The organism is Streptomyces sp. NBC_01498 (genome assembly GCF_036327775.1).
GTDB lineage: Bacteria > Actinomycetota > Actinomycetes > Streptomycetales > Streptomycetaceae > Streptomyces.
The window spans coordinates 5,622,397-5,636,741 of the sequence record NZ_CP109598.1 but is presented as its reverse complement, the minus strand read 5'-3'; the positions used below and the strand labels follow the sequence as shown (position 1 = coordinate 5,636,741).

Here is a 14,345-nt window from a genome sequence, read left to right as displayed (position 1 = left end):
GGAGAGCCTAGTCGGCGGCGGGGCCGTCGGTGCGCGCTGTCGGCAGGATGACGTCGGCGTCGAAACAGGTCCGGTCGCCGGTGTGGCAGGCGGCGCCGACCTGGTCGACCTTGAGGAGGATCGTGTCGGCGTCGCAGTCGAGCGCGACGGACCTGACGTGCTGGACATGGCCGGAGGTGTCGCCCTTGACCCAGTACGCGCGGCGGCTGCGGGACCAGTAGGTGCCGCGTCCGGTGGTGAGGGTGCGGTGCAGGGCCTCGTCGTCCATCCAGCCGAGCATCAGCACCTCACCGGTGTCGTACTGCTGGGCGATGGCCGGAATCAGTCCCCCGGGGCCGCGCTTGAGCCGGGCGGCGAGGGCGGGGTCGAGGCCGCTGCTGGGGACGGGGTCCCCGGTCGTGCTGGTCATGCGCCCATTGTGCCGCGCCCGCCCGGACCGGCGGGGTGGGCGTCCACTGGGCGGACGGCGCGTGACAGTCGTACGCTTGCCCGTATGTCGACCCATGCGAAGCGTGAACGACTTCTCCTCGCCGACCTGTTGGAGTCGGCGGGGCCCGATGCCCCGACGTTGTGCGAAGGCTGGACCGCCCGGGATCTGGCGGCGCACGTGGTGGTGCGCGAGCGCCGCCCGGACGCGGCGGGCGGGCAGCTCATCGGCCCGCTCAGGAACCGCCTGGAGCGGGTGCAGGCCGAGTATGTGGCGAAGCCGTACGAGGAGCTGATCCAGCTCATCCGTACGGGCCCGCCCCGGATGTCGCCCTTCGGCATCAAGCAGGTCGACGAGGCGGCGAACACGATCGAGTACTACGTGCACGCGGAGGACGTACGCCGGGCCCAGCCCGACTGGACGCCCCGCGAACTGGACAAGGTCTTCTCGAACGCGCTGTGGGCGCGGCTGGAGAAGGGCGCCCGGATGATGGGCCGCAAGTCCCCGGTCGGCCTGGTACTGCGCCGCCCGGACGGCCAGACGGCGGTGGCCCACCGGGGCTCCCCCGTGGTCACGGTCACCGGCGAGCCGGGCGAACTGCTGCTGTTCGTCTACGGGCGCCAGGACTCGGCGCGGGTGGACGTGGAGGGCGACAAGGAGGCGATCGACCGGGTGCAGCGGGCGAAGCTGGGGATGTAGGCGGGGCCGCGTCCCGCGTGTCGGCGGGCCGAGGCACGGCGCCCGCCCGGCGACGAGCCGGGCGGCCCGGGGGCCACACTGCGGGAGCTGGGCCTGTCTCCGGCCGGCCCGGGTCCGAGTTCCGTCGGGGCCGCCGCGCGCGTCGGTCGCACACGTGGCGGCCCGTGCTTGCCCGGCCCCTGTGCGAGCCCTGTGGCGGTCACCCGCCCGGCCCGAGCGTCTGCGGCGTCCCGGTCCCCGGCGGGTTCGCCTGACGCGGGCGCTGCTTCGGGGACGCCGTCCGCGTCGTCGCGCGTGGGTGGGGCCGGGCCCGGTCGGCCCCCGGCGCAGTGACGCGCCGGGCCGCATCGGGTGCGGATCAGCTGGTTGGCACGGTGGTCGGCGGGTCGGCCGCACGGCCGAATTGACTGGTTCCCGGGGTCGCGGACCTCGCGGAAGCCCGTACGCGGCCGGCCTCCCGCCCGCACGGCCCGTGCGGGCGCGCATACGTTGTGCCCCTCGCGAGGAGCGGGTCTCGCGCGCGTCGTGGCGCGAACCTCATCTCCCCGCGCGGGGAGGTCCGTTGACGCCGTGTCCGGCGTCGGCCGGCCGCGCCGGACGGGCAGCGGTCCCCGGGCAGTGGCATACACGGGCGCGTGCCCAAGGCTCTGCCCCCGCCGGGTGGGACCGGCCGTACGCGACGCGTCCCGGGCCCGCCGCGAGACGGCTGGGCGCGCTCGGGAGTCCGTGTCGGCGGCACAAGCCAAGGACCTGGTTTCTCGGGGCGCGGACGGCGCGGAAGCCCGTACGCGGCCGGCTCTCCGCCCCCAAGCCCGTGGTCGGTACGGCGTTCGACGTCGGCCGGGCGGCGACGCAGGCTGCGATCTCCGGGCACGTGCCACGCGGGGGCACGCGCCCGGCTCGTACCCGGAAGTCTCCGACCCCGCCGGTGGGAGCGGCCGTACGCGACCCGGCCCGGTGTCGGGACGGGACCTCCCCGTTCGGCCTAGGGAGTGCGCGGCCCGGGAAACCGGCCCCGTCGTGCCTCAGCGGTACGTGGCGGGCGTCCGTCCGTCCGTGACGGTCCTCGGGCCCGGCCGAGCCCGGCCCGGCCCCGGGCGTCTGCTCCGTGGACCCGTGCCCGCCCCCGGGCCGTCAGAGGTCCAGGAGGCGGCGGGCCGCCAGGGCCAGGGAGATTTCGACCACGTCGGACGGGCGGGCCAGGGAGCGGCCGGTCAGTTGTTCGAAGCGGCGGAGGCGGTTGAGGACCGTGTTGCGGTGGCAGTAGAGGCGGGTTCCGGCGCGCTGGGCGGAGCCGTCCGCGTCCAGCCAGGTCCGGAGTGTGTCGATCAGCAGATCGCGGTCGGCCGGGTCGAGCCGGTCCAGCGCGCCGAGGACCCGGTCGGCCAGGGCGGCGCCCAGGCGGGAGGAGGAGACCACCAGCGCGGCCGGCAGGTGCTCGTCCAGCAGGACGACGCCGCCGTCGCGGGGGCAGGCGCGCAGCGCGGTCTCGGCGAGCCCGCGGGCCTCACCGAGGGCGGCGAGGCCCGTGACGGCCGAGCCGATCCCGACGCGCACGCCCGGAGGGACCGTCAGCTCGTCCGCGAGCAGGGCGAGTTCACGGTCCGCGCGGCACGTGTCCTCGTCGGGGACCGGCTCCTCCGGCGGGCCGCTCGCCAGCAGGACCACGATGTGCTCGCCGTCCCGTGTGACGTGCCGCAGCGCCCGCGTCCACGGCGGCAGCCCCACCGCGCCCGCCGTCCCGCCGACGCCCGCGCCGGACGCCGTCACCACCACGTAACGCCCGATCTCCGGCAGCCCCAGCATCGCGGCGGAGTCGGGGATGTCCGCGATGCGCGCGGTGCCGTCGAGGAGCGCGGCGACCGCCAGCCGCTGCTGGTTCTCGCGGCGCCAGGCGAGCCGCCGTTCCGTCTCCCGGTACGCGTCGGCGACCAGCCCGCAGTGCTCGTCCACGAAGCTCCAGACGTCGGCGGCGACATGGACGAGCAGCCGGATGTCCTCGGGCTGGCGCCGGGTGGTCTCGTCCACCAGGCCCTGCCACACCATGGCCCCGCCGAGCCGGAAGGCGTGCAGCAACGCGTCGAGCGGCAGGCCCTGTTCGGCCCGGCACTCGCCGATGCGCCACGACAGCCGGCAGGCGGCCTCGCGGGACTCGCGGGGCCGGATCAGGGAGCCGACGCTCAGCCGCAGCGAGCGGTTGACCTCCTGCCAGATCTCGGCGGCGTCGGCGTCGATCGCGGCCCGGTACGCCGGTTCCTCCTCGCGCAGTACGGCCACCAGCCGGTGGGTCAGCCCCGCGAGGTCGTCCATGAGTGCCTGGGCGGCGCGGTGCAGGACGGCGACGGCCTCGGCGTCCACCAGGGAGCGGGCGCGGCGGGGCCCGGCGGGGGCCCGGTCGGCGGAGTGGACCGGGGAGGCGGACGGTGTGCCGGGAGAGGTCCCGGCGGACGGCGTGGCGTACGTGACGGGGGACGCGTGCAGCGCCCGGACCCGCGAGCGGATGACATGCGGCATGGCGGCCTCCACCGGGGAGTCGGTTCGCTCCGGCGCGGCGGAGTGCGGCCGGGCCCGCGCCGGATCTTCCTGACGTCCGCAGAATGGCATACCGCCCGGTCGGTACCTAGGGGTTTGCCGCATTCTCCTCGTCACGGTCCAGCAATCGCGCCAGTTCCGTCCGGGACCTGACCCCCAGCAGGGCGAAGACGTTGCGCAGATGGTGGTCGACCGTGCGCGGGCTGACCGAGAGCCGTACCGCCACCTCCCGGTTGGTCGCGCCCTCCGCCACGCACCGGGCGACGCGCCGCTGCTGGGCGGTGAGCAGGTCCACCGGCCCCGCGCCGGCCACCGACTCGCCCGCCGCCCGGAGTTCACCGCCCGCGCGTTCGGCCCAGGCGCGGGCGCCGCACCGCTCGAACGCGACGAGCGCGTCCCGCAGCGGGTCCCGGGCCTCGCGGGTCCGGCGCCGACGCCGCAGCCACTGGCCGTACAGCAGTTGCGTCCGGGCGCGTTCGAAGTCGCCGCTCGCACGGGCGTGATGGGCGAGTGCCTCCTCGTAGCGGGCGGCGGCCTCGCCCGGCGGGGCCAACAGCGCGCGGCAGCGGGCGAGTTGGGCCGGTGCCTGCGGGTCGGCGGTCCAGGCCGTCCACGCCGTGAACTCCTCGACCGCGCCGCGCGCCTCGTCGCCCCGGCCCGCCAGGACGGCCGCTTCGACGAAGCACGGCACGGCGAGCATCCGGGCGGCGAAGTGCCCGGACAGGGGGCCGTCGAGGACCAGCGGGGCGAGCCGGGCGGCGGCCCGGGTGTGCCGTCCCGCGGCCAGGTCCGCGCGGCCCACGGCCCAGGTGGCGAGGGTGTCGGCCTGCCAGAGCCCGTGCGCTCCGGCGTCGGCCGCCGTGGCCGCCGCGTGTTCGGCGCAGGCGGCGGCGTCGCCCTCCACGGAGGCGGCCAGGGCGAGTACCGCGTGCAGCGCGGCGGCGGCGTTGCGCTGGCCAAGCCGGTCGGCGGCGCGCAGCCCCTCGTACGCGTGGGCGCGGGCCCGCGCGTGGCGGCCGGCCCGCAGTTCCCCGTAGGCCAGGTGCTCCAGCACCCGGGGCAGCAGCGCCTCGGGGCCGTGCGCGCGTACGGCGGCGAGCGCCCGCGCGCCGGCCCGGCAGGCGGCCTCGACCTCGCCGAGGACGAGGGCGGCGATGCCCGACCGCAGCAGGGCGGCGGGATCGCCGGCGCGGTCGCCGGTCCGGTCGTCGGTCCGGTCGTCGGAGCGGCTTGCGGAGTGGTCGCCCTCGCGGTCGTCGGAGCGGTCGTCGGTGTCGAGGCAGGCGCGCAACAGGGCGCGCCCGTCTGCCGTACGCCCGGCGAGCACGGCGCACATGCCCGCGCGGAAGCGGTCGAGCGCCGGCGCGTCCCGCTCACCACCGGTGTCGGGGCGGGGCGGCGTGATCCGGTTCATGGCGCGGAGGTAGCCGGGTACGTCGCCGGTGACCCAGGCGGCCTCCGCCGCGCCGAGCAGGGCGCCGACGGCGCGCGCCCCGTCGTGCGGCGCGAGCAGCCCGGCGGCGGTGAGCAGGGCCTCCGCCGCGTCGGCGGCCGGTCCGTCGCGCAGGGCGATCAGTCCGCGTACGTAGTGGGCGCGGCCCGGCGCGGGTTCGGTGCGCACCCGGGTCAGCAGGGCGCGGGCGCGGCCGGGGTCCCCCGCGAGCCAGGCGTGCTCGGCGGCGGCGGCGAACCGTTCGCCGCGCAGCGCCTCGTCGGTGGAGAGCGCGGCGGCGCGGGCGAGGGCGGCGGCCCGGTCGGCGTGCGGCCGGGGCGGCGCCGCCGCGCTCTCCAGGGCCTCGGCGAGCGCCGGGTCGTGGCCGCCGGCCGCGCAGGCGCGCTGGACCAGTCGCGGCAGGGTCCGGTGCGGCCCGTCGAGCACGGTGGCCAGCAGCCGGTGTACGGCGCGGCGCCGGGCGAGCGGCGCGCGGCGCATTACGGCGCGGCGCAGCAGCGGCTGGGTGAAGTGGACGCGGTCGCCGTCGACCCGTACGGCCCCGAGGGTCTCGGCCGGGGCCAGCCGTCCGGGGTCGATCCCGGCGAGCGCCCCGGCGCGCAGCAGGACGGCGGTGTCCGCGCCGGTGCCCTCGGGTTCGTGTTCCTCGGCCGCCGCCGCGAACAGCAGCAGGAGGCGGGTGTCGTCGGGGAGTCCGTCGAGGTGGGCGGCGTAGGAGTCGAGGAGGCTCTCGCCGCCGGGCAGGGGCTGGGGCAGGCGGCCCCGGCCGGCGAGTTGGTCCTCGGTGAGCCGGCCGGCGAGCGCGGTGAGCAGCCGGGGGTTGCCGGTGGCCTCGCGCAGGAGTTCCTCCCGTACGCCGGGGTCGGCCCGGCCGCCGGTCAGCCGGTCGAGGAGCGCGCGGGAGGCGGAGTGGTCGAGGGGGCCGAGGCGCAGGGTGGGCAGGCCGGTGAAGTCCCGTTCACCGGGGTGCTGTTCGGCGGTGGTGAGCAGAGCGGTGACGCGGCGGGCGGGGGCCAGCCGGCGCAGGGCGAAGGCGAGCGCGGCGCGTGACGCGGCGTCCCACGCGTGGGCGTCGTCCACGCAGATCAGCAGGGGGCGTTGGGCGCCGAGGGTGGTGAGGAGGTCGAGCAGCGCGATGGCGGCGGTGTCGGGTCGCGGGGTGCCCGTGGGAAGGGGCAGCGGGTCCGGGGCCGAGCAGAGGAGGGTGTGCAACCCGCTGTAGGGGAGCAGGCGTTCGGCGGGGGCGGCGGTGGCGTGGAGCAGGACGGGGGCGGCGGGCCGGTCGTCGCGGGGGTACCGGTGCCGGGCACGCCCGTCGTGGACCAGGCCGTCGTGGACCAGGCCGTCGTGGACCAGGCCGTCGAAAGCGTGGCTGCCGAGGGCGGGACGGTCGTCGCGGTCCTGGGCATGGCCGGGGACGTGGCCCTCGTGGGCGTAGCCGTCGATGATGTGGCGCAGGAGCGCGGTACGGCCGAGCCCCGGCGCCCCGGTCAGTACGAGGGTGCCGCCCCGGCCGGCCCGCAGCCGGGCCACCGGCGCTTCCAGGAGGGCGAGTTCACCGGCGCGGCCGTACAGCCGGAGCGGACTGCGAACGGTCGTCGTAGGGGTCACGTCCGGCACGTTACTTCTGCGTAAACAACCCCGGAAGCCTCCCGTCCACGGCCACCGCCCCGGCCGGGCGGTGCTGGGCGGCGTTCCAGCGGACCGGCCCCCGCGCTGTGCGCGGGCACAGTGCGGGGGCCGGGGGACGGACCGGGCCGGGGTCAGCCGAGGGGGCAACTCCCCCGGTATTCCTCGATGGTGAGGCTGGGCCGGGGCAGCGGGCACAGGAACTGGTCGTAGCGGGTGTCGTTGTCGATGAAGCGCTTCAGCCACGAGAGGCTGTACTTGCCGATGGTGGTGTTCGACGAGTTGGGCGTGAAGTGGGTGGCGCCGTTGAGCTCCAGGTACGCCTTGTCGAGCGAGCCGGGCAGCGACTCGTAGAACGGCTCGGAGTGCGAGGAGACGGGGGCGACCGTGTCACCGTCGGCGCCGATGACCAGGGTGGGCGTGCGCAGTTCGGGCCAGCTCTTGTCGGTGTTCCAGCCGGTCAGCGGGATCGCGGCCTTCAGCGACGTACGGCTCTTGGCGGCCTCCAGTGAGCCGCCGCCGCCCATCGAGTGGCCCATGACACCGAGCCGGGACGTGTCGATGCGGGTACGGACGCTGCTGCGCTGCGTCAAGTAGTCCAGCGCGGCGAGGAGTTGAGTGCCCCGGCTGGCGGGCTGGTCGAGGGTGGTGTTGGTGTCGATGGTGAAGACGACGAAGCCCTGCGAGGCGAGTCTGGGGCCGAGCCACGAGATGCTGGACTGGGTGGCGGTGAAGCCCGGGGAGACCGCGACCGCGCCGAAGGTGCCGTCGGCCGTGGACGTCGGGTAGTAGATGGTGCCGCCGCCGAAGCCGGTGACGCTGAGCGAGGAGACGCTGGTCTGCGAGACGGCGTACGTGCCGCGTGACGCCTCGATGCTGGAGTTGGTCGGGGCGGGGCCGCGCTCGTACGGGTTGGCGGCGACCGCCCCGGGGGCGGCGGGGGCCGCCTGGGCGCCGGGGACGAGCCCGCCGAACAGGGCGGCGGTCGCGGCTCCGGCGATCAGGGCGACGCTCCGGACGCGTGAACGGGCCCGGAGGCGGGGAAGGGCGCGGTCGCGGCTCGCGGTGCTGTCGCCGGTGGAGAGTGGGCGCACGAGGGGGGTCCTCTCGGTGGGGGCGGCGCCCCGAGCGGGGACCGGGCCCGTCGTCCGGGGCCACGGGTCCCGCCGGACGGCGACCGCCGTACTGGCTGACGAAAGCCACCATCCCGCCGTCGACTCCCTTCGCGCATCGGCGAGTTCGCCAGTGTCCGGTACGGGGCCGGAAACCGACGCCGGGCGGCCGGGCGGGTGGCGAAAGCGTTGCCGCCCGCCCACAGGGGCGGAGCGCGCCCGTCACGGACGATCGGCGGGGTGGAGGGTCCGGCCGTACGTGGCCGACTCCGACCACACAACGAGCGCGCGTGCCGGGCGTCACGCGAAACGGTCATACAGGTCGCCCCAGGACCGGACCCGGAACCGTCGCAGTGCCCCCGGCCCGGCAGCCGCCGCGCCCGTGCTCAGCGCACCGCGTGCCCGCTCGCAGTCGGACACGACCCGGGACCGGTACGCCGTGCGGGATCGCTGCCCCCACCGCGACCTGTTCCGGACCCGGTCCCGAACAGGTCGTACGGATCGTCGTCCAGGTCGCCCCAGGACCGCGCCCGCCGCCGTACAGAACGGGCCCGTGCTCAGCGCACCGCGTGCCCCGCGTCCCGCAGCGCCTTCTTGACCTGGGGGATCCGCAGGTCGCCGAAGTGGAAGACGGACGCGGCCAGTACGGCGTCCGCGCCCGCCTCGACGGCCGGCGGGAAGTGCGCGAGTCCGCCCGCGCCGCCCGAGGCGATGACCGGCACGGTGACGTGTTCCCGTACGGCCCGGATCATCTCGGTGTCGTAGCCGTCCTTCGTGCCGTCCGCGTCCATCGAGTTGAGCAGGATCTCCCCCGCGCCCAACTCGGCCGCGCGGTGCGCCCATTCGACGGCGTCGATGCCGGTGCCCCGGCGCCCGCCGTGCGTGGTGACCTCGAACGTGCCGTCCGGTGTGCGCCGCGCGTCGACCGACAGGACGAGCACCTGGCGGCCGAAGCGCTCGGCGATCTCCCGGATCAGGTCGGGGCGCGCGATGGCCGCCGTGTTGACGCCGACCTTGTCGGCGCCCGCCCGCAGCAGTTTGTCGACGTCCTCGGGGGTGCGGACGCCGCCGCCGACGGTGAGCGGGATGAAGACCTGCTCGGCGGTGCGGCGCACCACGTCGTACGTGGTCTCGCGGTCGCCCGAGGAGGCGGTGATGTCGAGGAAGGTCAGTTCGTCGGCGCCCTCGGCGTCGTACAGCCTGGCCATCTCGACGGGGTCACCGGCGTCGCGCAGGTTCTGGAAGTTGACGCCTTTGACGACGCGGCCGTTGTCCACGTCCAGGCAGGGGATGACTCGGACGGCGAGACTCATGCGGGGCCTCCCGACGGCGCGCGGAACGCTTCGAGTTCGACCTCGACCAGCAGGTCCGGGTCGATCAGTCCGGCGACGACGACCATGGTGGCGGCGGGCCGCACGGTGCCGAAGGCTTCCTTGTGGGCGCGCCCGACGTCGTCGGCGTCGCGGGCGTGCGTCACGTACATCCGGGTGCGGACGACGTGCTCCGCGCCGAGGCCCAGCTCCTCCAGCGCCCGGACGCCGACGCCGAAGGCGATGACGGCCTGTTCGTACGGGCTTCCGCCGCTGATCCGTCCCTCCACGACCGAGGTGCAGCCGGAGACGAGGACGAGTCCGCCGGGGAGTGCGACGGCGCGCGAGTAGCCGTAGGTGTCCTCCCAGGGGCCGCCGGAGGAGATCCGGCGTACTCCGTCGGCGGGCGCGCCGCCGGGCTCCGGCCGGTCGCTCATCGGGTCACCTCCACGAGCGCCTCTTCGAGGGTGAACGCCTTCGCGTAGAGGGCCTTTCCGACGATCGCGCCCTCGACCCCGTCGGGCACCAGGCCGGCGATCGCGCGCAGGTCCGCGAGCGAGGAGACACCGCCGGAGGCGACGACCGGCCGGTCGGTGGCCGCGCACACGCGCTTGAGCAGGTCCAGGTTGGGCCCCTGGAGGGTGCCGTCCTTGGCGATGTCGGTGACGACGTACCGCGCGCAGCCCTCGGCGTCGAGGCGCGCCAGGGTCTCCCACAGGTCGCCGCCGTCGCTGGTCCAGCCGCGACCGCGCAGCGTCGTGCCGCGTACGTCGAGGCCGATCGCGATCCGGTCGCCGTGTTCGGCGATGGCGCGGGCCGCCCATTCGGGGGTTTCCAGCGCCGCCGTACCGAGGTTGACACGGGTGCAGCCGGTGGCGAGCGCGGCGGTGAGGGTGGCGTCGTCGCGGATGCCGCCGGACAGTTCGACCTTGATGTCCATGGCGCCGGTGATCGCCGCGACGAGGTCCCGGTTGTCGCCGGTGCCGAACGCCGCGTCGAGGTCCACGAGGTGCAGCCACTCGGCGCCCGCGCGCTGCCAGGAGAGCGCGGCTTCCAGCGGTGAGCCGTACGAGGTCTCCGAGCCCGACTCGCCGTGGACGAGCCGTACGGCCTGGCCGTCGCGCACGTCGACGGCGGGCAGGAGTTCGAGCCTCCGTACGGAGGGCACGGAGGGAGGGGTGGTGCCGGGCATCAGAAGGTTCCGATCCAGTTGGACAGCAGCTGGGCTCCGGCGTCGCCGGACTTCTCGGGGTGGAACTGCGTGGCCCACAGTGCACCGTTCTCCACGGCGGCCACGAACGGCTCGCCGTGCCGGGACCAGGTGACCTTCGGGGCGCGGATCTTGGGGTTGGTGACTTCGAGGGACCACTCGTGGACGGCGTACGAGTGCACGAAGTAGTAGCGCTCGTCGGCGTCGAGTCCGGCGAAGAGCCGGCTGTCCGCCGGGGCCTGGACGGTGTTCCAGCCCATGTGGGGGACGGTCGGCGCGGTGAGCGGGCCGACGGTGCCGGGCCACTCGTCGAGTCCTTCGGTCTCCACGCCGTGCTCGATGCCGCGCTCGAAGAGGATCTGCATGCCGACGCAGATGCCGAGGACGGGACGCCCGCCGGCCAGCCGGCGGCCGACGATCCAGTCGCCGCGTGCCGCGCGGAGCCCCGCCATGCAGGCGGAGAACGCGCCGACGCCGGGCACGATCAGCCCGTCGGCGTTCATGGCCTTGTCGAAATCACGGGTGATCTCGACCTGCGCCCCGGCGCGCGCGACGGCGCGTTCGGCCGAACGGACGTTGCCGAAGCCGTAGTCGAGGACGACGACGTTCTTGGTCATTCCCAGAGTCCCTGGATACGGAGGATGCCGGCGAGCAGGCAGAGTGCGGAACAGATCCCGAGCAGGACGACGACGCCCGTGGGCTGCTTCTGTTTCCAGAACGAGTAGACGCCGCCGGCCAGGAACAGGCCGAGGACGATGAGGATGGTGTTGAGACCGGTCATGGAATTACAGCGCGCCCTTCGTGGACGGGAGGATGCCGACCGCGCGCGGGTCGCGCTCGCTCGCGTACCGCAGGGCGCGGGCCAGGGCCTTGAACTGGCACTCCACGATGTGGTGGGCGTTGCGCCCGTACGGCACGTGGACGTGCAGCGCGATCTGCGCCTGCGCGACGAACGACTCCAGGATGTGCCGGGTCATCGTCGTGTCGTAGGAGCCGATCATCGGCGCCATGGACTCCGGCTCGGTGTGCACCAGGTACGGGCGGCCGGAGAGATCGACGGTGACCTGGGCGAGCGATTCGTCCAGCGGGACGGTGCAGTTGCCGAAGCGGTAGATGCCGACCTTGTCGCCGAGGGCCTGCTTGAAGGCGGCGCCGAGGGCGAGGGCGGTGTCCTCGATGGTGTGGTGCGAGTCGATGTGCAGGTCGCCCTCGGTCTTGACGGTCAGGTCGAACAGGCCGTGCCTGCCGAGCTGGTCGAGCATGTGGTCGTAGAAGCCGACGCCTGTCGACACCTCGACCCTGCCCGTGCCGTCGAGGTCGAGTTCGACGACGACCGAGGTCTCCTTGGTGGTTCGTTCCACGCGGCCGATCCGGCTCATGCGCTCTGCTCCTTCGTCAATGTTCGTGCCGCGTCGAGGAACGCGTCGTTCTCGGACGGGGTGCCCGCCGTGACCCGCAGCCGGCCGGGGACGCCGTTGTCGCGTACCAGCACGCCCTGGTCGAGGAGGGCCCGCCAGGCCCGCCCGGCGTCGTCGAAGCGGCCGAACTGGACGAAGTTGGCGTCCGACTCGGTGACGTCGAAGCCCATCGCCCGCAGTTCGGTGACCAGCCGGTCCCGCTCGCCCTTGAGCTGCTCGACGTATCCGAGCAGGGTATCGGTGTGCTCCAGGGCGGCGAGCGCGGTGGCCTGGGTGACGGCGGACAGGTGGTACGGCAGGCGCACCAGCTGGACCGCGTCGACCACGGCCGGGTCGGCGGCGAGGTAGCCGAGGCGCAGCCCGGCGGCGCCGAACGCCTTGGACATGGTGCGGGAGATCACCAGGTGGGGGCGGCCGGCGAGGAGCGGCAGCAGCGAGGGGTGGTGGCTGAACTCGACGTACGCCTCGTCCACGACGACCAGCGACGGCCGGGCGGCCTGTGCCGCGTCGTACAGCCGCAGGACGGTCGCGGCGTCGACGGCGCTGCCGGTGGGGTTGTTGGGGGTGGTGACGAAGACGACGTGCGGGCGGTGTGCGGCGAGGGCCGCCTCGGCGGCGGCGACGTCGATGGTGAAGTCCTCGTGGCGGGGGCCGGAGATCCAGCCGGTGCCGGTGCCGCGTGCGATGAGGTGGTGCATCGAGTACGAGGGTTCGAAGCCGATCGCGGTGCGGCCGGGGCCGCCGAAGGTCTGGAGCAGTTGCTGGATGACCTCGTTGGAGCCGTTGGCCGCCCATACGTGGGAGGCGGTGAGCGGCAGGTCGCCGGCGGTGCGGCGCAGATAGGCGGCGAGTTCGGTGCGCAGTTCGACGGCGTCCCGGTCGGGGTAGCGGTTCAGGCCGCGGGCGGCCTCGCGGACCCGTTCGGTGATGCGCTCGACCAGTGGTTCGGGCAGCGGGTACGGGTTCTCGTTGGTGTTGAGCTGGACGGGGACGTCCAGCTGGGGCGCCCCGTAGGGGGACTTGCCGCGCAGTTCGTCGCGTACGGGGAGCTCGTCGATGCCGGTCACGCGCCCTCCCCGGGGGTGGGCCGCGCGCCGGGCACTTTCCAGCCGAAACGGGCCTTGACGGCGGCGCCGTGCGCGGGCAGGTCCTCGGCCTCGGCGAGGGTGACGACGTGGTGGGCGACGTCGGCGAGCGCGTCCCGGGTGTAGTCCACGATGTGGATGCCGCGCAGGAAGGACTGGACGGACAGTCCGGAGGAGTGGCAGGCGCAACCGCCGGTGGGCAGGACGTGGTTGGAGCCGGCGCAGTAGTCGCCGAGCGAGACGGGGGCGTAGGGCCCGACGAAGATCGCGCCCGCGTTGCGGACCCGGGCGGCGACGGCGGCGGCGTCGGCGGTCTGCACCTCCAGGTGCTCGGCGCCGTACGCGTCCACCACGCGCAGCCCCTCCTCGACGCCGTCGACCAGCACGATCGCGGACTGTTTGCCGGCCAGGGCGGGCGCGATGCGCTCCTCGACGTGCTTGGTGGCGGCGGTCTGCGGCACCAGTTCCTTCTCGACCGCGTCGGCGAGTTCGACGGAGTCGGTGACCAGGACGGCGGCGGCGAGCGGGTCGTGCTCGGCCTGGCTGATCAGGTCGGCGGCCACGTGCGCGGGGTCGGCGGTGGCGTCGGCGAGGACGGCGATCTCGGTGGGGCCGGCCTCGGTGTCGATGCCGATACGGCCCGCGAAGTAGCGCTTGGCGGCGGCGACCCAGATGTTGCCGGGGCCGGTGACCATGTCGGCGGGCGGGCAGCCGTCGGGGCCGGTGGTGCCGTACGCGAACATCGCGACGGCCTGGGCGCCGCCGACCGCGTACACCTCGTCGACGCCGAGGAGCGCGCAGGCGGCGAGGATCGTGGGGTGGGGCAGTCCGCCGAACTCCTTCTGGGGAGGCGAGGCCAGCGCGATCGACGCGACGCCCGCCTCCTGCGCCGGGACGACGTTCATGACCACGGACGAGGGGTAGACGGAGCGGCCGCCGGGCGCGTACAGCCCGACCCGGCCGACGGGCACCCACTTCTCGGTGACCGTGCCGCCGGGCACGACCTGGGTGGTGTGCTCGGCGCGGCGCTGGGCGCGGTGGACGGTACGCGCCCGCCGTACGGACTCCTCCAGCGCGGCGCGGACGGCGGGGTCCAGCGCCGCCAGGGCCTCCGTGAGGGCTTCGGCGGGGACCCGTACGCGTTCCAGGGTCACGCCGTCGAACGTGCGCGCGTACTCGATCAGGGCCGCTGTGCCACGATGGCGCACGTCCTCGCAGATGGGCCGCACCTTGGCCAGGGCGGCTTCCACGTCGAACTCGGCACGGGGCAGCAGGCCGCGCAGTGCGCCGCCCTCGGGGAGGGCGTCGCCGCGCAGATCGATTCGTGAGATCACGCGGTCAATTCTCGCAGAATCGATCTGGCCGCCGGTCGCCCGTATCACTGGCTGATATGAGCCCTGAATGTCACTCACGGCTACTAAAGTTGACGATCGGCGTTCATTTGGTCACGCAGAGGGAAGGACAGTGATA

Annotated in this window: 13 protein-coding genes; 1 reads left to right on the top strand and 12 read right to left on the bottom strand. The window is 74.7% G+C overall.

Annotated features, from left to right (window positions below):
- Positions 1-7 precede the first annotated feature (7 nt).
- A complete protein-coding gene (gene hisI / locus OG875_RS24050; protein ID WP_330176303.1) occupies positions 8-409 on the bottom strand; it encodes a phosphoribosyl-AMP cyclohydrolase in 402 nt (133 codons plus the stop codon).
- Positions 410-493: 84 nt separating this feature from the next.
- Here hisI and OG875_RS24045 point away from each other — a divergent pair, with 84 nt between their 5' ends.
- The gene (locus OG875_RS24045; protein ID WP_330176302.1) at positions 494-1,126 is read left to right on the top strand and encodes a TIGR03085 family metal-binding protein; all 633 of its coding nucleotides are present in this window, start codon (positions 494-496) and stop codon (positions 1,124-1,126) included.
- Positions 1,127-2,260: 1,134 nt separating this feature from the next.
- Here OG875_RS24045 and OG875_RS24040 read toward each other — a convergent pair.
- The 11 genes from OG875_RS24040 to hisD form a co-directional block, all read right to left on the bottom strand.
- Positions 2,261-3,640 carry a PucR family transcriptional regulator gene (locus tag OG875_RS24040; protein ID WP_330176301.1) on the bottom strand — a complete coding sequence of 460 codons (1,380 nt, stop codon included), beginning with the start codon at positions 3,638-3,640 and terminating at the stop codon, positions 2,261-2,263.
- 106 nt (positions 3,641-3,746) lie between these two features.
- On the bottom strand, positions 3,747-6,722 hold the full coding sequence (locus tag OG875_RS24035; protein ID WP_330176300.1) for a helix-turn-helix transcriptional regulator: 2,976 nt from the start codon (positions 6,720-6,722) through the stop codon (positions 3,747-3,749).
- A gap of 152 nt (positions 6,723-6,874) precedes the next feature.
- Positions 6,875-7,744: a bis(hydroxyethyl) terephthalate hydrolase gene (gene bdeA / locus OG875_RS24030; RefSeq protein ID WP_330177885.1), complete on the bottom strand. Its 870-nt coding sequence runs from the start codon at positions 7,742-7,744 to the stop codon at positions 6,875-6,877.
- Positions 7,745-8,409: 665 nt separating this feature from the next.
- On the bottom strand, positions 8,410-9,165 hold the full coding sequence (hisF, locus tag OG875_RS24025) for an imidazole glycerol phosphate synthase subunit HisF (protein WP_330176299.1): 756 nt from the start codon (positions 9,163-9,165) through the stop codon (positions 8,410-8,412).
- Complete coding sequence (locus OG875_RS24020; protein ID WP_330176298.1) at positions 9,162-9,599, bottom strand: RidA family protein; 438 nt, start codon at positions 9,597-9,599, stop codon at positions 9,162-9,164. The genes hisF and OG875_RS24020 overlap by 4 nt, the downstream gene beginning before the upstream one ends.
- Positions 9,596-10,354, bottom strand: coding sequence for a bifunctional 1-(5-phosphoribosyl)-5-((5-phosphoribosylamino)methylideneamino)imidazole-4-carboxamide isomerase/phosphoribosylanthranilate isomerase PriA (priA, locus tag OG875_RS24015; RefSeq protein WP_330176297.1), 759 nt, complete (start codon positions 10,352-10,354; stop codon positions 9,596-9,598). The genes OG875_RS24020 and priA overlap by 4 nt, the downstream gene beginning before the upstream one ends.
- A complete protein-coding gene (hisH, locus tag OG875_RS24010) occupies positions 10,354-10,989 on the bottom strand; it encodes an imidazole glycerol phosphate synthase subunit HisH (RefSeq protein WP_330176296.1) in 636 nt (211 codons plus the stop codon). The genes priA and hisH overlap by 1 nt, the downstream gene beginning before the upstream one ends.
- Complete coding sequence (locus tag OG875_RS24005; RefSeq protein ID WP_330176295.1) at positions 10,986-11,153, bottom strand: hypothetical protein; 168 nt, start codon at positions 11,151-11,153, stop codon at positions 10,986-10,988. The genes hisH and OG875_RS24005 overlap by 4 nt, the downstream gene beginning before the upstream one ends.
- Positions 11,154-11,157: 4 nt before the next feature.
- The gene (hisB, locus tag OG875_RS24000) at positions 11,158-11,751 is read right to left on the bottom strand and encodes an imidazoleglycerol-phosphate dehydratase HisB (protein WP_330176294.1); all 594 of its coding nucleotides are present in this window, start codon (positions 11,749-11,751) and stop codon (positions 11,158-11,160) included.
- Positions 11,748-12,857 carry a histidinol-phosphate transaminase gene (locus OG875_RS23995; RefSeq protein WP_330176293.1) on the bottom strand — a complete coding sequence of 370 codons (1,110 nt, stop codon included), beginning with the start codon at positions 12,855-12,857 and terminating at the stop codon, positions 11,748-11,750. Before OG875_RS23995 ends, hisB begins: the two co-directional genes overlap by 4 nt.
- Entirely contained in the window at positions 12,854-14,209 is a 1,356-nt protein-coding gene (gene hisD / locus OG875_RS23990) for a histidinol dehydrogenase (protein ID WP_330176292.1), read from the bottom strand. Before hisD ends, OG875_RS23995 begins: the two co-directional genes overlap by 4 nt.
- Positions 14,210-14,345: the final 136 nt, after the last annotated feature.

Bases quoted from the DNA above. Each gene is read 5' to 3' on its own strand.
- priA (WP_330176297.1), bottom strand. From the start codon at position 10,354: ATGCCCGGCACCACCCCTCCCTCCGTGCCCTCCGTACGGAGGCTCGAA.
- OG875_RS24020 (WP_330176298.1), bottom strand. From the start codon at position 9,599: ATGAGCGACCGGCCGGAGCCCGGCGGCGCGCCCGCCGACGGAGTACGC.
- OG875_RS24045 (WP_330176302.1), top strand. From the start codon at position 494: ATGTCGACCCATGCGAAGCGTGAACGACTTCTCCTCGCCGACCTGTTG.
- OG875_RS24005 (WP_330176295.1), bottom strand. From the start codon at position 11,153: ATGACCGGTCTCAACACCATCCTCATCGTCCTCGGCCTGTTCCTGGCC.
- hisI (WP_330176303.1), bottom strand. From the start codon at position 409: ATGACCAGCACGACCGGGGACCCCGTCCCCAGCAGCGGCCTCGACCCC.
- hisF (WP_330176299.1), bottom strand. From the start codon at position 9,165: ATGAGTCTCGCCGTCCGAGTCATCCCCTGCCTGGACGTGGACAACGGC.
- OG875_RS24040 (WP_330176301.1), bottom strand. From the start codon at position 3,640: ATGCCGCATGTCATCCGCTCGCGGGTCCGGGCGCTGCACGCGTCCCCC.
- hisB (WP_330176294.1), bottom strand. From the start codon at position 11,751: ATGAGCCGGATCGGCCGCGTGGAACGAACCACCAAGGAGACCTCGGTC.
- hisH (WP_330176296.1), bottom strand. From the start codon at position 10,989: ATGACCAAGAACGTCGTCGTCCTCGACTACGGCTTCGGCAACGTCCGT.